Below are 18,547 nucleotides of genomic sequence, written 5' to 3'. Positions count from 1 at the left end.
ATATGGGCGACATGCCATCGACGGATCGGGCCGTTTCCGCCTGCCGGCATGCGACACCGCACGCCGTCATGCCGCCCGCCAACAGGGCTTCCCACGGCCTGGTCGCCGAGTGGGATCGGTCATTTTCGCTCTGCTGCGGTGCTCGGTGATATCCCCGCAACATATCGACTTCCCCGACGGCGCTTCCGCCGTGGCAGTGGAGATTTCCGAAGTCGACGACCTAAGGGGCGCCGTCACAGCTTTGGGGCTGCAGCCCCCCTTGCCAACGGTCGTGGTGGTTGGCGGCGCTGGCGGACTCGACGAATCCGACATCGAGGCCTTGCGCCCGATTTTCGTCGCGGGTCTGGCCCCGGCGGTGCAACGACACAAAGCGGCGGTGGTCGATGGCGGGACGTTGTCCGGAGTGATGCGGTTGTGCGGTGAAATACGCGCGTCGCTGCCCGCGCCGTTTCCGCTCGTCGGTGTCGTCGCTGTGGGGACTGTCCTGTTGCCGGGCCGACCACCGCCACCCGATGCCGCTCCTCTCGAACCACGGCACTCACATTTCGTGATCGTCCCGGGTACCACGTGGGGCGCCGAAGCGCCGTGGATCGCGCAGACGGCGTCGGTGCTTGCCGCGAGCAGCTCCTCGGCCACGGTGCTGATCAACGGCGGTGAAATTGCCTATGACGACGTGAAACGCAGCGTGGACGCCGGTCGGCGCGTCATCGTCATCGAGGATTCCGGCCGGACTGCCGATAGGCTCGCCGACGCCGTGCACGGTGAGAAGTCAGACCGACGTGGGTCGGCCCTGGCGGCGTCGGGTCTCGTGACTGCCGTGCCGCTGAATGACCCCGCTGCACTGGCCGCAGCACTCGACGCAATCCTGGGCGCGCCGACGACAGCATGACTGCCACGCCTGCGCAGGGCAAGGCGTGCGTCAGCAGCGGGTGCGCGAATCCGTCGATCAGCGGCAAGCGTCACCAATTGCGTAGTGCACTACTCTGCCGGCGCCTCCGATGCGGCGACGACGATAGGGCAGAAAATGCCGACGCGCTGGGCAGCCATCTTCGGTCGCGTGCGCCTGTTCGAGCAAACACGACGCAGCCACCATCGGCCGCGGATAGCATCTGTCCGGCGCCCGTTCCAAAAGGGGGACTTCCATGGGGTACCGCGACCGACTCGACGGCGTCGCTCCGCGAAAAATGCTTGCGCTAGACGGCGGCGGCATCCGCGGGGTGCTCACACTGGAAATCCTTGCCGCCGTTGAAGACATCGTGCGCACCGAGTGCCACAACGGCGACATGGTTCTGGGCGATTACTTCGATTACATCGGCGGCACCAGCACCGGCGCGATCATCGCCGCCGGACTGGCGCGCGGCATGTCGGTCTCGGAGATTCGCACCATCTATCACGATCACGGCGAAGAGATGTTCGACAAGGCTTCCATCTTGAAGCGTTACCGCTACAAGTTCGACAGCGACCGCCTACAGCAGCTGATGCAGACCACCTACGATAAGCAGACGACCTTCGGTGACGAGACCCTCAAGACACTGCTGATGGTCGTACTTCGCAACGCGACAACCGACTCGCCGTGGCCGCTGAGCAACAATCCCCGCGCCAAATACAACGATCCCACACGCGCGGACTGTAACCTCAATCTGCCGCTGTGGCAGCTGGTCCGCGCCAGCACGGCCGCCCCGACCTACTTCCCGCCAGAGAAGATCAAGCTAGGCGAGAAGGAGCGTGTCTTCGTCGACGGCGGCGTTACGATGTACAACAACCCCGCCTTCCAGTTGTTTCTGATGGCGACCCTGGGCGCATACCGGCTCAGGTGGCAGACCGGTGAAGACAAGATGCTGCTGGTATCGGTGGGTACCGGTACCGCGGCCAAGGAAGACGACACTCTGCAGCCGGGCGATATGAATCTGCTCTACAACGCGGCGTCAATTCCGGCGGCTTTGATGTCGGCTGCCCTCATCGAACAGGACCTGTTGTGCCGGGCGTTCGGTCGGTGTCGCCACGGCGGCGGAATCGACAGGGAGATCGGCGACCTCATCGACCGCGCCGACGACGAGTACTCTCCGGGCGTACTCGACGAACGCCTATTCACCTACGTGCGCTACAACGCCGATCTCAGCGCCGACGGTCTCACCGAACTCGGCCTTCCGCGGATTCGGCCGCAGGACGTCCAGAAGATGGACTCTGTCACTCACATCAACGAGCTCGCGCAGATCGGTCAACGGGTTGCCGAACGCGACGTCGACGCCGCCCACTTCAACGGATTTCTTTGACGGATCCTGTCGGGGCGCAACGCGGCGCGGCGCGCCATCGTCGCCGACGCGAGTGATACCCGATGAGACGTCGCCCACGCGTGACGCAATAATGAAGCGACACAGGAGGACCCAGGGATGATCATCGTTTACCGCGGCTGCGAAGTGGATGCGGAGTTGGATGAGCAGGCCGCCGATCATCTCCTCGACCGCATCCGTGGACTGTTTCAGTCACTGAAACCCAAGGCTTTCCTCGGCTCCCTCAGCGCCGGTGCGGACATCCTGTTCGCTCGGGCTGCTCTGGAAGAGCGTGGGACAGACGACGTCGTCGAGTGGTTGCTTCCGTTCGAGACGCAGACTTTCAAAGGCGCGCGAGTCGAACCCGCCGGTGAGCCGTGGGTCGACCATTACGATCGGATACTCTCTACCCCCGGAGTCGACGTCGGCCACGCGGACCTTGAGCCCGCCGACGCCGATGCTGACAAGCAGTACAACATCGCTCTGCTTGATAGGGCGGAAGCCTTGGCACGTCAAGCCGACGAGCGGATCTGGATCCTCACCGTTCGACCCAAGGCGATTCCGACCTCACCGACGGCGACTGACGACCTGATGCAGCGCGCCACCGAGCGCGGACTGCTCGCCATCGACCTCGATCCCGTCCCCAGCGCGGCCAAACGAGCCTTCGTGGTGATGCCCTACGGGAAGAAGAAGGATCCACGCGCCAACAAATTCGTCGAATGCGACCCGTCGTTCCACCGGGTGTACCGTCCGCTGCTGGAAGATTTTGATCTCGACTGGACCAGAGCAGATCTGCAAACCGACAGCGGAATCATCCACGCGGCGATGCTCTCGGACCTCGCGAACTCCGATCTGGTCATCGGCGATCTGTCGGCGATCAACTTCAACGTCGCCTACGAACTCGGTATTCGTCACGTGTTCGCCGCGCGGTCCACGGTGCTGATCGACCCGGAGTACGCCGCGTTCAAACGCGCCGCACCTCCGTTCGACATCAATCTGATTCGCACACATAAGTTCTCGCGCGGCACCGAGAGCGTTACAGACTCCGATGCCGAGAATGCGATTCGGGATCTTCGCAGAGTCATCCAAACCGCCTTGGACGCGGGGGAGAACGACAGTCCGTGCCATGAGTGGTTCGATCTCGGCATGTTCGAACGGCCCTTCCAGGCGAGATCGGCTCTGCCGCAAGCCAGGCTCGACCAGAAGTCGATCCGCGAACGGGTAGCCACGGCCACACAGTCTGCAGACGAGGCCAAGATGCTGCGTGCTGCCGACGACGTCGCCGCTGCGGAGGGTATGACTGAGTCGGCGCGTCGGGCATGCCGGATCGAATTGGCGGCCGGCTTGATGAACGAAGCCGCTTACCTCGACGCCATGAATCTGCTCGAACTCGCCAAGCCCGAGTCGCAGGACCCGCTGCACCGCACCTGGCTGCACAAGACGCTCATGGCCTACCGCCGAGTCGCTGAGGGCACCGAAGACGCCGCCGAGAAGCAGAGTCTGAACGAAGCCGCCAAACAGTTCCTCCGCGATGCCGAGGCGGCCGGCTACCGCGACTCCGAGACCTACGGTATCTGGGGCGGTCTACTCAAACGGCAGATAGAAGAGCAACGCGGCACGGTCGACGAGATGGTGACACAGAGTTTGTTCGCCGAGATGGCGCAGAGATACCAGATGGGCTTCGAACTTGATCCGGAGTACTACACCGGGGTGAATGTCGTGATGGCCCTGCGCTGGAGCGGCCGGCCGCGAGACGACGTCTTTGCTCGAGAGTTCAATGAGGCTCTCACTGTCAGCCGATTCCTGGCGCGGCTGGCGCTCGCCGAAGACGACCGAAACTTCTATGCAGCAGCGACTTTGGCCGAGTTGACACTGCACGAAGCGTTGGAGCTCGGGACTGCCTCCGAATCTGACGCCATCCGGCTGTATGCCGATGCCGGCCGCAACGGCCGGCCCGACGAAATCGGCAGCGCGGTCTATCAGCTGGAGTTCCTGAGGGCCTGCGGGGATCGCGATGAAGTGATCGACCGAGCGGTCGCGGCGCTGAAGCAAGCCGCGGGAGGACCGCCCCGGTGACGAACTGCGGTTCGCGAACACAGGCGGCGATCCACCGACCGGCATCGGTCACGAGTAGGCCTGCGAGGCGTTGCGTCGTCCGACCTGGACCGATCCGATGGGGCACAAAGTTTTCGTGAGCTATCACGCCGGAGACGTGGTGGAAGTGGTCGATTACGTCGAATCGCACACCGATGTGTTCATTCCCGAGGAATCGGCCTCGAGGAAGACGGCTCTGGCATCATCGATTCGACGAACGTCCAATACCTTCGGCAGACCATCACGCACCAGTACCTGCGTGATTCGACCGCCACACCGTCGCGATCGACACGTGCATCTCGGCGAGGAATTCGTCGATTGGGAGATCTACTCCAGCCGTCGTTCCGACCCGACTCCAACGGCCAGCTGGCCATTGAGCTTCCGTCGGTCGCCGGCACCACACCAGGGTTGCCGAAGCGCTTTCTGGACAACCTGTTCAGCGGCGCGGTGTGCAGCTACGCTCACTACTACGCGCCCCCTCGTCACCAGCGGAGCTACGCAACTGGATCGACACCGCATACAGCGGCAGAACGCTGCGACGCCATCTCATCGATCGGGGCAGCGGGCTCCGTCAACGATTCGCAGTGCTCCGGTTGAGTTCGCCGACACTCGCGATAGGTCAACAAGAGTCCAAATCAGTTGCAACAGTCTGGCCGCCTCCGGCCGATGAGCCAGCCGTGCGGACGGTGCCCGGCAACGGCGATGACGATCAGTTTCCCTGTGTTGCGCGCTGAAGGTCGGCAAGGCATCGGTCGAACCATGTCGTATAAATGTTCGCCATCCCCGTAAAGACTCCACCCAGGTTCTCCCGTAGCAGCACGTCGATCCGGGTCTTCGGACCGTTGATGACGCGCACCTGTCCTGTGCTGGGCAGTATCGGAGCTTTGACCCAGAGGCCGCCCATGATTCGCGTTCTTGTCCTGTTTCCGCCCTCCAACACCGCCTCGCCGTTCTGCCAGTTTGAGCTGCGGATGTTGTTGCTGTTCAGCGCGTCGAGGAGCTGCTGGCAGACGACGTCATAGGGGTTGTTGGACAGCCACGTACCGCGCCGTTCGAGTCTGCTAGCTGTCGGTACGTCTGCGAACGCTTCTGGGGATGACGGGATGATGCCGATCCGCGCCAGGGCGTCGATCAGGCGAGTGACGTCGAAGCGCCAGCGGTCCCCGCTGAGTTGGATCGCGTTCTGCGTGTCAATTCGGCGAGTTCCGGTGGGAGACCGCGGTATTCGGCATCTGAGCGTTTCCCACCAACACCGGAAACACCGGCTTGCCCCTGCTGAGTGCTTGCGCGACTTCATGACGGACTACGTCGTCGGCGTGTTTCAGACGAGGGTTCCCGGCCCACTGCGGACCGATCACAACGATCACGGCGCTGGCGCGTTCGATGGCCCGACTGATCACCTCAAACCACTGGGTACCGGCGTCAATCTGGTCGAGATCACGGAAAACTTGGTTGTCCCCGAAGTAGTCGCCCAAGTCGTCATCGAGACGGCCTGCGTAACCCGCGGCGTCGTCGCGTCGGTAACTGATGACGATCCGGCCATCTGTTTGATTGGTCGGCATATCGCCCGGTTCCATGTGTTCCCCCATTCTGAGCCCCGTGCAAGCAGTGTGCCGCAGTTCAGCCGTCGCGCGTGTGGTCAAGATAGCTCGGGTGTGACCATCTCAAGATGGAATAGCCACCGCAGGGACCCAACGATTGTCTCGTCGCTGCTACCCGAGCGCGGTTCCTGGCCGGCCGACGCGCTTCGGGCACATTCACGGACTCATCGCACCACGCCCGCGGTCGCACACTAAATGAGCTTCGCCGCCAACAGGTCTCGTACGACACCGACCAACTTGATCCACGGTAGATGCCCGCCCCATTTGAGATTTTCGGCTGCGATGACAGCGTCCACGTCGGGCAACAGATCACCAAGCACGGTGGGGTCAAGTCCCGTTGGCAGGGGTGGGACGCGTGAGGCGAGCCACGACAACAGAGGAGGTATCACGCCTTCGGCTGTGCCGTCGAAATTCTTTAAGTCATACCCGGACAGGTCGCTGATGAACTCGCTGTGAGGGTGACTGCTGGGCACCAACCCAAGCCAATCATGTCTGACGCCAACGGACTCGGCATGGAAGAACGCCATGCCGAGCTCGAACGGCATGTTCAACCGCGCGAGATTGCTTCGCTTAGGGTCGCCGAACGCCCTGCTGAGGTCGTGAACGGAGTACCGGCTCGACCTCAATGCATGACTGATGCGCTGCATTCGGGGCAGCGCCGTGGAACCTGTCTCCAGCGCGCTGCGCGGTTCGAATCCGCAGGCAACGACCGCAGTGACGATGGCATGGTGGACAAGGCGATGTTCGTCGTCGAACGGGCAGTTGATGAAGACACCTTCCGGTGTTGTCATGCGCCCAATCGATGCAGCTGGTCAATGACGCCTGCGAACTCCGGGCTGTCTTCGGGAGCAACCAGTCGATATGCCTCGGCTGCCAGCTGAAGCAGCGAGACGGCATCGGCGGTTCGCCCTTTCGCTGTGTAGATCTGTGCCAGGTCCTTGGCGATGGCGGCGGTCTGCGTGTGGTGATCGCCCAGCCCTTCGCGTGCACGATCGAGGGCGCGTTCATAGTGGGAAGCCGCAGCGTCCTGTTTTCCCGACCGTGCCGCAGCGACCCCAGCGTTGTACTCCGCCGCCACCGTCCGCGGATCCGCAGGCCCGCGAAGCGATGCGTTCAAATCGGCTGCTCGAGTGAAGCCAGCGAGCGCTTCGTCGTACTCGCTGACTTCCAGGGAAGCCAAGGCCCGCGAGTATTCGATATCTGCGGATTCGACCGCAGGAGGGCGGGCTTCGCTGAAGTCGGTCGGCTTCAACAGGGTATAGAACGACCTGGCCAGGTCAGGGTCGCCGAGAGACTCCGCTAGCAGACCCCTATTTAGCACGGGTTGTGGGTCTTGTGCGGCAGCGACGCCGAGCCCGATACTTGCTGCTTCCAGATCATTTCGCAACTGCTCGAGCACCTGTGTGCGCTGTTCCTTGGGTATGTCGCCGCGTCCGACATGGACGAGGCGGTTTCGCCATTGATCGATCGTTTCGTCGTCGGGAGGCGGCTGTCCCCGGTCGTCGGCAGCATCTGCTGCGGAGAGAAGGACCTTGTCGACGAATTGCTCGACGACCAGAGGGTTCGACGTCCAGGAATCCAGGCCCACCTCGTCGTTGGCGAAGTACTGCACGAAGCGCTGGTGTCGCAGCGCTGAGGGAATGGCGCGCACCGCTGGTGCTACGACCGCCACACGCAGCTCCGGGTCGCTCCATGCCGCCTCGAGAATCTGACTGGTCTCGAACTGCTGCTCCCGATTCTCGGGATCGTGAACAGAGATGAGCACCACGCACAGACTTGCGTCGCGGATGGACTCCGCCATCGCCTTTTGCCAATCGGCCCCGGGCTGAATCCAGGCCGATGACAGTGCGGTGACGCCATGTGCGTCGAGTCGATCCCGAAGCACCTCCGCTTGCGCCCGCATCTGCTGCGGATAGGACAGAAATACGTGTCCGTCGGGCTGGGACCTCGCTGCTGTCATGGATCAACGGTAGCGCGACTCATCACAGTCGGCGGTCACGAACATGAGAAGCCTCAAGACCAGCAGACGAGCAGACGAGCCGAGTTCATTGCGCAAGACCAGCGCCCATGTGCCCGCCGACCGTCCTCACCACTCGATGGCTCGAGTCCACAGACTCAATCGCTGGTCCCCGCCTATCTGCGCTCAACCCGGGGGGAGGGTCTTCGGATCGGATCGGTAGGTCGCGTATTCGCGGCTCGGAGCATTTGTGCAGCTACGACATCTGTCTGAGTCCTGTTGTACTCTTTGGTAATTCGTCAATTCGCGAGTTGGCTTCGCCGCATGAATCAGCGGTCAGCACACCGCCGGTCGACCCTGAATCCTGGCCGCCGCGCACGCTTGGCCCTAGACGAATCTACCGGGTGACTGGGTGATCAGCTGTCCAGACCCCAGACCTATCCCTAAGAGTGGATGAAGAATCGGAGCGGTATCGGCGCCCGATCGTGAGACGCTATGTTAATGCTGCGGATAATGCTTTGCGGAGCCTCTGACACCCGATCCATACAGAAGCAGTTCGCGCGTGTGACGAACGAACTCGGCGGCGAACCGTGGCATTACCTCTCAGGTCAGATCAGCTATCAGAACAAGGCGACAGCAAGCTGGGTCACTAATTCGAAGAGTACGGTTAATAGTGCTGATCTATGCGTATTTGCGATTCTTGCCGATTACGGCGAAATTACTTGGACGGTCGAGCTTCAGCAAGCGCTGGGCTCTGGCATTCCGTTCATAATCTTATGCTTGGACGACACATATCAGGAATACCTGACCTTGAAACGATACGTGGACGTTGACGCCGCCATCTCGGACCTCGGGAAACGAAACCTCGTTCAGACGCTATCGGAAATTGACTCTATGTCTCGCCAGCTGACCATCGTGCCATTCAACATGGATTCATTCGTCGAGGTATATCGGCGCGAAGCGGCGAAACTCTTCGCTCTTGGACTGGACGCTCTGGCGGCCCGCGCCAGGAAGGAGTCCTTGGCGATGCTGATGCAAGATCATGCGCAGTTGACGACTCAAGATCTGGTTGCCGCCGAAGAGCTCGCAGTCGACGAGTTTGAGGAAAAGGCGTGGCGAAAGCTTGCCATCCAGGCGCTTGCTCACCGCGAAACAACCAGTGTGGACACAGTTCTGGCCCTGCTGAGCAGCCGCGAACAGGGCATCCAGCGACTGACTGTTGACAACCTCGCTGGCTTATATCGTCAGCGGCCGCCTGATCCGGCTTTCCTCGACGATTGCGTTCGCTCGGCGAACGAGTCAGACGATGTGGGCCTGGCGCGACGCCTGATTCCCTCGCTGTTCGAACTGGATGTTGCTTCCGCTATCCGTGCCGCCGCGGGCCTCGACCTGTCTGAAATTGGAGCCCGACGCCGACTATCCGGACTCTTGGCCGAGAATGAAAATGCTTGCCGTACGGACGAACTACGCGAAATCTCAATTGAGTTATTTTCCAAGTGTGTACTAAAGACTGAAGAATCAGGATGGATCCGTCGCGCCAAGGACTGCCTCGAGCGTCTCAAGCCGCATGATGAGGAAGCTGATGATTGATCAGCTGAAGACAGTTCTACCGGTCACACACTCTGCCTACGCACGCGGATGAATCACACTGTGTTCCAAAGCGATAACACACGGGCCGAGCGGCATACTCAATCCCGGGGCATTCGATCGGGCTGGGGGTGAGTTTCGGCGGACGCGGCCTCGCTCCGGAACTCTGCTAGGCGCGTAAGCATCTGCGGTGAGTCCACATCGTCAAGACATAGGCAGGACGACAGCCGCTACTCAGCATAAGATTTCGCACAATGACGTGCGACCTACCAGCCGGATCGGGGAGGAGGAGACCGCTTCATCTGGTGCTATATGCCGACCTCTTTCTTTCGGACCGCGCTTGAAGGCATTCAACGATGCGTCTTGGGCCGGTGATCCGTCGGGGCCGTTTGTGGACCGCTGACGACCGATCTGCCTACACAGCTGAATAAAATCGGGATATGGCGTACCCGAAGGACTTCTTCATCAGCTACAACAAGGCAGACCGGCCGTGGGCTGAGTGGATCGCGTGGGTGCTCGAATCAGAGGGGTACACGACTGTCGTTCAAGATTGGGACTTCAAGCCAGGCGGCAACTTCGTCGTGGAGATGGACAATGCGGCGAAGCAATGCGAACGGACCCTGGCGGTGTTGTCGCAGGACTAGCTAGATGCCGAATTTACGGTGCCGGAATGGGCGGCAAAGTTCGCGCAAGACCCGAAAGGTCTGGGCCGCAAACTCGTTCCGGTACGAGTGGCACCTTGCGACATCGAGGGTTTACTGGGCCAAATCATTTACTGTGATCTCGTCGGTCTTGATGAGGAGGCGGCGCGAAAGCGTCTGCTCTCGCAGCTGAGTCCCGGCCGCACGAAACCCGCGGTCGCTCCGTCATTTCCGGGAAGTACCGTGGAACCAGCCTTCCCTACCTCGCAACTGGCCCGGGCGTCTGCGTCGCGACCGCTATGGACGCCGCTCGATCAGTCGATCGCTGTGCAGTGGCGGGCCGACAGTACGCGTTCTGAGTACTCGCGCTCGACGCTCGAATTGCACAGCATCCCGATGGATCAGCAGAACTTAGAGGCACGCGTGCTACGCGATCTACCTGACGCGTTGTCGATTCTCGGCCGCCAGGGCGGACTGTTCGACCAGAACGAAGCCGTCCAATCCGGTGCTTTCGAAGACCGCGCCGAAGCGTCCTCGCCGGGCAACGAGACCCGACACGGCGCTAAAGGAATCGCGGCGTATCGTGACCGGCGCGTAGTCACGTGGCTGCCGTTGCCGTACGGCAATCTCGGATCGGTCTTTGACGAGGAGGACGTCAAAAATCGCCTAATTGCGTCGCTGTCACTGCACGCTAACACCGGGCTTCATGGCGTAGGCGAAGTGGCGCTCGCAGTTTCAGTCGAACCCATCACGATGCTGATGGTAGGCCAGGCTGGGGACATCGAGAGGCGCACGTCGGCACAATTTCTCTACACAATGGCATCGAGTTCATCGCTTCGCATAGAGCCCAACGACTCAGTTCCAGCGTCGACGCTCGGCGCCAGAGCTTCCGAGATTGCAAGCGAGCTGACCGCGAAGTTGGCCCTCAGGCTTGGCTCCATTCGCTAATCGCTGTGCGACGCTCGCGCCGAACATGTCGGGATCCGCGACTAGCCTCCCTCTCATTCTGAGAGGAGAGCCCCGCGATGATCCCACCCAGCGAGCAAGAATGGGCGCAAATCGACCGACACACCTACGCAGCCAATGCGCCTGGTGGGGCTGTACGCCTGCCGCCCTACAGCCTCATTCTCACACTGCGGACGCTCGTCGGGACCGCCGACAACATAGTTGCTTCCCATACGTTGCTCAGCCCGGAGCCTGACACGGTCTGGAAGCTCTGGGCTTTCTCTGTCGATTCCATCGCATTCGTGGAGGCCAAATATGAGACAGACAACTACGACTACGGCGAGGACGATCAGCGGCGACAAGGCAGGGGGCTCGGCAATCCGGTTGAGCCAGCATTAACAACTGCTTGGTCGCGGCCGGTGAGTACGGTCACGGCGTTTGAGATCGTCGCGGTTCGCTACATCTCGCGGAATCGAGAATTCGGCCGCGGTACGTCGGAGTTCTATCCGACCGTCATCAAGATCGCATTTACTGATGAGACGTCGACCGTCGTCAACGTGGAGAGATCACTCGACGACGAGTCGAAACGTCCCCGCTGGGAAGCCTTCGTGACCGCTGCGCGCCAGGCCGCAACGTAGACGCGGCGCTGGTCGAGGCGAGATACGGGCGCTCGCAATATGAAAGGAATGACCGCCGGCCACGGCGTCACGCATTGTCCGCCGCGTCGAGTTTGGCCTGGATCTCTGTCCGCGCCTCGTCTACCCAGTCCGCGGCGCCGGCGCTGTCGATCACGGTGAGGGCCTCTTCCAGTCGCGATCGTTGCGCGGGGCGGTCTCCGCTCAGGGCGGCGAGTTGAGCGTGAAGTTGCAGCGCGCTGACGAGGACACTCGCGCAATCCTCGCCCGCGGACATCAGCGCTCGCAGCAGGGTGATGCCTTCGGTCTGCGTGTCGTAGGCATCGTCGTACCGCTTCGCCCCCATCAGGTCGACGCCGTAGCTCGTGAGGTAAAACCCGAGACGTGCCCGCTCCGAGGATGAAATGTCGGCTGCCTTCCTCATCCAACTGATCAAGTCTTCATGCACTGCGAGGGCCGCTTCCTCCAGACCTGAGAACTTCATCCCGCGGCTCAGCTCCCATTGCCGGCGTACCAGAGCCACCAAGTCACCGCTGGTCGGATGCGCGTCGTCCGCGGCGGTTCGGCGAGCCGGTCGACAATCGGCGTGGCAAGCGCCGCCAGCACGCCATACCGTTCTGCGTTGTCAAGAACCTTCAGGCAGTCGAGGCATTCCTGTCGCCGCAGGCGCTCCGGGGCAAGGAGCCGCAGCGGGCCCACGAGCATTTGCACTGCTTGGTGCGTGAATTGCGGGTCATCCGACGCGGTGAGCGCACCACTGAGAGTGCTAAACGCGCGGTCGACGTTTCCGTCGACCGTGTCGGGATGCGTCAACACACCGACGGCGAATCGGACAGAATGCATCAGGAACCGCCGAGCTTCGTCGATGTCCGTGAGTACTGAGCGAGCCGCAGAGAGGGTGATCTCTGCAGATCGCGGTCCATTGAATACCACGTTCGTGTCGGCGAGCGCGACCGCGTGAGCAGCGCCTGCAACGACGTCGATCTCTGCCATTTCGATGACGATCGCGCGGGCCATCGACGGATTCCGTCGGCGCTCATCGGGCAGGAGCAGAACTAAACTCCTGCCAAGCCTCCGTCGGTTTACCCAGCGCCCTGTTCGCCCGCGCCCGCTCGAACCGCGCGGACACTTCGGGCGCCTTGTTACACGCAACAACCGCCCCTTCGATAGCCTGTTCGGCCGCTGCGAGCCCGCGCTCGGGATTCCCCGATCGCCTATAGGACTCTGCGACACTCCTGGCCGCATTGGCAGCACCCTCGGCGGCGCCCGCCCGCCGATACTCTTCGACTGCGATTTCGCCCCACCGGGCCGCAGTGGCGAAATCCTCGTTTACCGCATGGATGCGCGCAAGCCTCTCAGCCGTCCACGCGGCAGTCTCGTCGGAGCCGTACTGCGTTCGGAACTCGCGGAGGTGTTCTAGCGCAGCAATCTCGGCCGACTTGTCCGCGTCGTTCCGCTGATCGGCAACTTCGCAGAGTCCGTAGAGCGCGTCGTCGACGACTTCGATGGGATCTATCTTCGGCGCAAACACCGACCAGGTGACTGTCGGCGCAGAGTGTAGCGCCGCCGCAGCCGCAAATGCGTTGTGCGCCGGGTTAAGTCGTCCAAGTGCCAAGTTTGAGCTGCCGACCTGGACGTGCGCGAAGGCTCGCAGGGTCGAGATGCCGGAGCGTTCGGCCAGCGCATCGAGTTGCTGTCCGTGCGCCAATGCGCCTTCGTGATCGTCGGCGGCTTCCCTGCTCGCGATTCCGCGCATCGACTTCAGAAGTCCGAGCGCGACGGTGAAGCCCAACTTTCGATTCCCCACCCTTATGCTATGCGGCCGGCGGGATTGTGGCTGCGGCCCGTACCGCGGCTGGCTGGCGGCGAGTTGGAGTTTCACCGAATCATAGTCGGCGCCATGCTGTTCCATGAGCTGGCCGACGGGGGTATCGACATCGATGAGCAATGCAAGGAGTAGATCGTCGGTTCCGACCACGGAGTGACCTCGCTCCCGTGCGATCGACTTTCCGCGGGCAAGCATGCGTTTGAGGATGATCAGTGAGGGCGCACGTTGTTCCGGCTCCTCCGATTCGGCCACCGGCTCAGCCTCAGGCGCCTGCCCGCCACGGCCGATCCACTCCGCCCGGGTCGCGGAGTCGTTGATGTACTCGGCGCCGTATGGGCATGCAACACTCGCCGGACATTCCCACAGCCCGGCACCGGTCTCGTCCGGTTCAGGCAATTGTGTGATCTGGGATTGCTCGCGTAGCCGGTCGTGAGTCCAGGCGGGAGCCCCGTGTGCGAGGTTGTGTGCGGACACTCGCCGCGCGAGGTCGAGTGCGACCGCAGCGGTATTTACGGAGTCGTCGAATTCAAGTCGATGTAGTGGTCCCACGATCCGAGGTGCTTGACCGGGAAGTCCTCGTGCATCCAGATTTGAAGCTTCGGCAGCTTGAATCTGCCTTGCCGTGGACGCCAGATGATCGCATCGACCCACGGGTACCGGATGTGGCCGACAACCCGCTCATTGGCTGACGTCACCTTGTCCTGGACGAACGCGACTCGCGCGTCGGTGACGTACATGGTCGACTTCGCGCCGATCGTGCGCAGGTTCCGCTTGCCAGAGGAGAGGACGGCGTGGGCGAGGTCATCGTTGTCCTCAAGGGTGCTCACCCACTGCGCGACCTCACGGACCCTCGCTGATTCGATGCGTCTGCCGTCGATTTCGGAAAAGGCGATGGAACGTCGCGGTCCAGCCGGGGGAGGTACCGGTCATACTTGCTGTCGGAATCCCCGAGCGTTGAGATGCCCAGCAGCCCGAACGATTCGGAGAGTTTCATGCGCGACGATTATCAGCTACATCGAACCACCGCAAGAGGGAGCGTTGCACAATATCGTTCTTAAGACGACACACTCGGGGATCGATGTGAAGGTGACGCTGTGCCGGTGATCGTGACGCTCGCCGCACTCGCGGTGTTGGTCAACACGCTATCCTACTTGCGGTCGCCCGACTTCAGGCTGAGACGATGGACGCACAAGTGGGGAGTCCAGCACTACGCCGCGTTCGCCCACGCCGAGGCGGCGGGTGTTCGGATCCGCCCGGTCGACCATCCGGCGATGGGAAAGCTTCGTCGCCTGGCGATGGTCCGGTCGATGGCTTGGCCCGCCCTGCTGGTTGCGGTTGCTGTGGCGTTGTTGAGCCGTGGAATGCCATGGTGGCTGAGTTCGCTGTTGCTGTGGTTGATCCTGTTGCCGCAACTCAGTCCCCAAAGTGTGATCGAACAGATCGCGAATGCGAGACGGTTCGGCAACACAAGTGCCGCCCTGCGCGGTGGTATTTACGCGGTGATCAGTTGGGCCATATTGTTGGCCGGAGTAGTGGGGATCTGGTCAGCCGCACGGTTCGCCGACGCTGGTGCCAGCGTGTGGCATTGGGCGATACAGATGTTGTCAGCTCTGGCGCTGCTCGCGGCGGCCGGACTTGCCACGAGCACCGCAAAACGCACCCTAGCGACAGGCATGCCGGGCCGGTTCGGCCGGGACGCCACCAACGAGGACACCCTGTTCCTCCGCTCGTTCAACGACGACGCGATGCGGTTCCGTGCACCGAACCCGAATGTGGGCCTGCTCGGTGTGTTCGACGGCCTAACGGTGAGGTTCGAGGAACTCATGGCGTTCCTCGTGTCGTCCGAGTCGCCACTTGTCGCCATAGGCAAGCCCGGCGAGCCGCTGCCCGAGCTCGGGGCTGTACGCACCTACGTCTCCGATGAGGGCTGGCAGTCAGAGGTCGAGGAAACCGCGAAGCGGGTCGACAGCATCATCCTAGTGGCCGGAGTGACCGATGGATTGCGTTGGGAGCTTACGCATCTGCGCAAGTGGGGGCTTGCACAGAAAGCGACCGTGCTGCTACCGCCGGTCGATGAGTCGCAGGCCTGGAATCGCCTGCACCGCGTACTGGGCCAACTCGGGATCGACTTCGACCAAGTGCAGCAGGAAAAGGAGACCGGCGCCTGGCTGGGCGTGCTACTGCGGACGGTCACCGCGATCGGCGTCGACGACGAAGGTCAACCATGCTTCTATGTCTCAGATCGGCGAGACTGGGTGTCGTTCGGCGCCACGATCCTTATGTCCCAGGAGATCGTCCGCGGTAGCATGCTGCCTCGGGAGCACGGTTCGATTGCCGAGTTCATCGGGCTCGAAGTTCGTGATTCGGCGCTGACACCAGTTGCCTCCCGGAGAGTGGACCCCCTCGCGCTGGACAACATGAGCGACGCCGCGCGGCAAGTGGTCACGCACGCCATCGAACTGGCCGACGGAGCCAACACCGGAGTAAAGGCGGAACACGTGCTAGTCGCGCTCCTTGCCGCCGACCATGACGCTAGCGTCGCGCTACACGCGATGGGCATCGACATGCCTGCGCTCAGGAGTGCCGCGAACGAACTTGTGCACCATCAGTCGGACTGATCAGGCACGGTGTGATGCCCATAGATTCAGAGATTGGCGTTTCGGCGTAGCGCGATATAGCCGCACGGTGGCGAGGCAACGACTCGAAAGCGACAACACCTATCTCAGAAGCACGAAGCGCTACTAAGCCGCCGCGCTCGCGAATTATCGATTAGATGGTCGCGACTGGTCCGTGCGGTAAAAGCATCGCTGATCCAGCTTCGCAGCGAACTTTTTGAAGTTGGGTAGGTTTTCGAGCGGGCGTACCCTTTATCCACGCCGCTCTCCGTGCGCTTGACGTTATCATTGATACGGGCCTGCAGATCGCCGCCACTAGGTAGCTGAATAGCCAACAATCCGTTGACTTTACTCAACTTGCTGTCCCGCAGCGATGAATAGATTTCCCAATCGACATACCGTCGAGCCCAGGTGCACTTTCCCATCAACGCAATAGTTACCGTCGAATTCCCCAGATACTTTGTACGTATTTGATCCATTATGTAGTCTGAGTCCTCGCTGTCGATGAAGTCATCTTCATCGGTAACACCGACAGTCTTAGCAATAAACTCCGTCCCAAAACTATCAATGAACGCTGCGACCTCGTCCACATCGGCTGCGTGGTACGAAATAAAACATTTGTGTCGAGTTGGATCAACGGTTGTTGCCGCCACGCGAGCCGCGAACGCTTCGAGTTGACGTTGCTGGTAATGGCCCAATGTACGAACCCCTCATGTTGACTGCCTGGCCCCAGTATGGTGCAAAGGGGGAACAATAGCGATGATTACCCGCATGACGGTCGTCCAACAGGTACCTGACGCAGACAGCCACAGCCTTTCAGGCGGCGGCTCGAGCTTCGCTCGAAGCCCAAGGCACTGACCTGTCGGTGTTTCTCGACGACTACCTCGACTACGTCGCCAGCAAGCTCAACCGCCGACCCCGCCAGACACTGGACTGGAAAACACGCGCCGAAGCCCTCGACGAACTACTCTCCAACTCGATCAAACCGACCGCTGTTGCTTAGACCGCTAGCAAGCGCCATGGATAATGACGATTATCCGTGAAGGCTCTTTAAAAGTTTGTTAGAGAGTACAATTCACGGATTTTGTCCGAGGGTCTTTCGCATTAAGCGATTGCAGTCCTACAGGCATAGCGAACAACGTCATCGGATAGCTGATCGGCCAGTCGGCTCGCATCCATTGGATGCGCTTATCGGCGGATGGATTGGCGGCCACGTGACGAAACAAGAAACGCATCGGCTTCACGGGCTGTGCGCGGGCACCCACCGTCGCCGCCGGGCATCTTCGGTATGACTGAAAAAAAATGACACGAATCTGAGACAAATCGCAGATGACACAACATGAGACGGGTTGTGTTATGCCATGTCAAGACGTCTTCATATGACACCGAATCTGAGAACCTACATCAATTGCTGTCGGTTCTCATTCGAAATGTCACATTCTCATCTCGGATGTCATCCCGAGGCCATATATGACAAGGAAGTGAGACTGATGATTATCTTGGCACCCGGTAGATCTGGGCGACGCAGCCGTGGCGCGCCAACTCTACGCTACTGGATTGGAGACGACTGTGGCTGATGCATCTGCCATAGAGATCCGTCTTGGCGGCTTCGTCGACTTCGTGTGCGCTCGCAGCACAGGGAGGATTGCAGCTGTCGCAGACACCGTCAGCATGTACGCCGAACCCTATCCGTTTGAACGCGATTTCTACGGTCCCATGAGAAAAGCTGTGCTCGACGGCATCGCAAATCGGGACGACGTGAGCCGAACTAACCAGGTATGCGAGTCTTGCAGCGTGAGGAAGAAAGAGCACTACCAAGCGTTGACCAGCGGTTGGCAGCGCTGGCGCAGAGGCAAGGACGTCGTAGTGAATCCTCGTGGCGAGGATTGGCGTCGACAGGACTTAGTGGTCAGAGTCTCGCCGCCCATCATCGTTCGATCGAGGAATCAACGAGACCTCGTGTGGCTGTACTACAAGGAGCCTGAACTCACCAGTGATGCGGCACGGATAGCCAACCGCATCGTTGAGTTGGCGATTCCTTCTAGCATCGGCAGGCCGGCAGTCCTTGACATCCGCCGGGCGAAACTGCATCGAGCGAGCTCGCCCTTGCCGAGAGGCTTCGACGCCCTCCTAAACGCCGAGGTTTCGGCCTTCACGAGTTTGTATGAGGCGCTGCGTCATTCCGCCTAAGTAAGGCTAAGCGGCGCGAATGGGTGCGAGGTGAATCCTCTCCGACGCTTGCCGATCGCCGCACCGCAGTCGAAGGCGAAGCGCTGGACTCCTGCCTCGAAGGACTCGCCGCACGTAGTCACGCCGTCTTCGGCGCCGTACTGTCGGCTGTCGGGATGTTTTCGGAACCAAAGGAAGAACCAAC

The 18,547-nt window shown here is 61.2% G+C and carries 18 protein-coding genes and 1 pseudogene; 10 read left to right on the top strand and 9 right to left on the bottom strand.

Annotated features, from left to right (window positions below; all coding sequences use genetic code 11):
- Nucleotides 1-190 precede the first annotated feature (190 nt).
- From N4S67_RS06390 to N4S67_RS06380, 3 genes are all read left to right on the top strand, one after another.
- Nucleotides 191-889, top strand: coding sequence for a hypothetical protein (locus N4S67_RS06390; protein WP_260992136.1), 699 nt, complete (start codon nucleotides 191-193; stop codon nucleotides 887-889).
- Nucleotides 890-1,142: 253 nt separating this feature from the next.
- Entirely contained in the window at nucleotides 1,143-2,273 is a 1,131-nt protein-coding gene (locus N4S67_RS06385; RefSeq protein ID WP_260992135.1) for a patatin-like phospholipase family protein, read from the top strand.
- A 117-nt stretch (nucleotides 2,274-2,390) separates the two neighbouring features.
- A complete protein-coding gene (locus N4S67_RS06380) occupies nucleotides 2,391-4,346 on the top strand; it encodes a tetratricopeptide repeat-containing protein (RefSeq protein ID WP_260992134.1) in 1,956 nt (651 codons plus the stop codon).
- A 727-nt stretch (nucleotides 4,347-5,073) separates the two neighbouring features.
- Here the strand turns inward: N4S67_RS06380 and N4S67_RS06375 are convergent.
- The 4 genes from N4S67_RS06375 to N4S67_RS06360 form a co-directional block, all read right to left on the bottom strand.
- Nucleotides 5,074-5,661 (bottom strand): hypothetical protein, encoded by a 588-nt coding sequence (locus tag N4S67_RS06375; RefSeq protein ID WP_260992133.1) that lies wholly within the window; start codon nucleotides 5,659-5,661, stop codon nucleotides 5,074-5,076.
- Entirely contained in the window at nucleotides 5,555-6,007 is a 453-nt protein-coding gene (locus N4S67_RS06370; protein WP_260992132.1) for a toll/interleukin-1 receptor domain-containing protein, read from the bottom strand. The genes N4S67_RS06375 and N4S67_RS06370 overlap by 107 nt, the downstream gene beginning before the upstream one ends.
- Before the next feature lie 149 nt (nucleotides 6,008-6,156).
- Nucleotides 6,157-6,756, bottom strand: a complete 600-nt coding sequence (locus N4S67_RS06365; RefSeq protein ID WP_260992131.1) for a hypothetical protein — start codon at nucleotides 6,754-6,756, stop codon at nucleotides 6,157-6,159.
- Entirely contained in the window at nucleotides 6,753-7,925 is a 1,173-nt protein-coding gene (locus N4S67_RS06360; RefSeq protein WP_260992130.1) for a toll/interleukin-1 receptor domain-containing protein, read from the bottom strand. Before N4S67_RS06360 ends, N4S67_RS06365 begins: the two co-directional genes overlap by 4 nt.
- Nucleotides 7,926-8,486: 561 nt before the next feature.
- Here N4S67_RS06360 and N4S67_RS06355 point away from each other — a divergent pair.
- The 4 genes from N4S67_RS06355 to N4S67_RS06340 all read left to right on the top strand — a co-directional run bounded on the left by N4S67_RS06355 (nucleotide 8,487) and on the right by N4S67_RS06340 (nucleotide 11,733).
- A complete protein-coding gene (locus tag N4S67_RS06355) occupies nucleotides 8,487-9,512 on the top strand; it encodes a hypothetical protein (RefSeq protein WP_260992129.1) in 1,026 nt (341 codons plus the stop codon).
- Nucleotides 9,513-9,949: 437 nt separating this feature from the next.
- On the top strand, nucleotides 9,950-10,153 hold the full coding sequence (locus tag N4S67_RS06350) for a toll/interleukin-1 receptor domain-containing protein (RefSeq protein WP_260992128.1): 204 nt from the start codon (nucleotides 9,950-9,952) through the stop codon (nucleotides 10,151-10,153).
- An 18-nt stretch (nucleotides 10,154-10,171) separates the two neighbouring features.
- Complete coding sequence (locus tag N4S67_RS06345; protein ID WP_260992127.1) at nucleotides 10,172-11,098, top strand: toll/interleukin-1 receptor domain-containing protein; 927 nt, start codon at nucleotides 10,172-10,174, stop codon at nucleotides 11,096-11,098.
- A gap of 77 nt (nucleotides 11,099-11,175) precedes the next feature.
- Complete coding sequence (locus tag N4S67_RS06340) at nucleotides 11,176-11,733, top strand: hypothetical protein (protein ID WP_260992126.1); 558 nt, start codon at nucleotides 11,176-11,178, stop codon at nucleotides 11,731-11,733.
- Nucleotides 11,734-11,800: 67 nt separating this feature from the next.
- Here N4S67_RS06340 and N4S67_RS06335 read toward each other — a convergent pair whose 3' ends face one another.
- The 4 genes from N4S67_RS06335 to N4S67_RS06320 all read right to left on the bottom strand — a co-directional run bounded on the left by N4S67_RS06335 (nucleotide 11,801) and on the right by N4S67_RS06320 (nucleotide 14,385).
- Nucleotides 11,801-12,253, bottom strand: coding sequence for a hypothetical protein (locus N4S67_RS06335; protein WP_260992125.1), 453 nt, complete (start codon nucleotides 12,251-12,253; stop codon nucleotides 11,801-11,803).
- Entirely contained in the window at nucleotides 12,223-12,747 is a 525-nt protein-coding gene (locus tag N4S67_RS06330; RefSeq protein ID WP_260992124.1) for a hypothetical protein, read from the bottom strand. Before N4S67_RS06330 ends, N4S67_RS06335 begins: the two co-directional genes overlap by 31 nt.
- 19 nt (nucleotides 12,748-12,766) lie before the next feature.
- Nucleotides 12,767-13,810, bottom strand: a complete 1,044-nt coding sequence (locus N4S67_RS06325) for a Clp protease N-terminal domain-containing protein (RefSeq protein WP_260992123.1) — start codon at nucleotides 13,808-13,810, stop codon at nucleotides 12,767-12,769.
- 257 nt (nucleotides 13,811-14,067) lie between these two features.
- Complete coding sequence (locus N4S67_RS06320; RefSeq protein ID WP_260992122.1) at nucleotides 14,068-14,385, bottom strand: hypothetical protein; 318 nt, start codon at nucleotides 14,383-14,385, stop codon at nucleotides 14,068-14,070.
- Between the two features lie 267 nt (nucleotides 14,386-14,652).
- Between N4S67_RS06320 and N4S67_RS06315 the strand changes: the two genes are divergently transcribed.
- Nucleotides 14,653-16,176 carry a Clp protease N-terminal domain-containing protein gene (locus N4S67_RS06315; RefSeq protein WP_260992121.1) on the top strand — a complete coding sequence of 508 codons (1,524 nt, stop codon included), beginning with the start codon at nucleotides 14,653-14,655 and terminating at the stop codon, nucleotides 16,174-16,176.
- Nucleotides 16,177-16,280: 104 nt separating this feature from the next.
- On the opposite strand, the gene N4S67_RS06310 is transcribed toward N4S67_RS06315, so the two are convergent.
- Nucleotides 16,281-16,826 (bottom strand): TIR domain-containing protein, encoded by a 546-nt coding sequence (locus N4S67_RS06310; protein ID WP_260993025.1) that lies wholly within the window; start codon nucleotides 16,824-16,826, stop codon nucleotides 16,281-16,283.
- Between the two features lie 191 nt (nucleotides 16,827-17,017).
- Between N4S67_RS06310 and N4S67_RS06305 the strand changes: the two are divergent.
- Both N4S67_RS06305 and N4S67_RS06300 read left to right on the top strand, forming a co-directional pair.
- Nucleotides 17,018-17,176: pseudogene (locus N4S67_RS06305) on the top strand (IS30 family transposase); the annotation flags it as partial.
- 566 nt (nucleotides 17,177-17,742) lie between these two features.
- Nucleotides 17,743-18,363, top strand: coding sequence for a hypothetical protein (locus N4S67_RS06300; RefSeq protein WP_260992119.1), 621 nt, complete (start codon nucleotides 17,743-17,745; stop codon nucleotides 18,361-18,363).
- Nucleotides 18,364-18,547 lie beyond the last annotated feature (184 nt).

It is taken from the genome of Mycobacterium deserti (genome assembly GCF_025345615.1).
GTDB lineage: Bacteria > Actinomycetota > Actinomycetes > Mycobacteriales > Mycobacteriaceae > Mycobacterium > Mycobacterium deserti.
The sequence above is the reverse complement of the archived record's forward strand: the minus strand, read 5'-3'. Positions and strand labels throughout refer to the sequence as shown.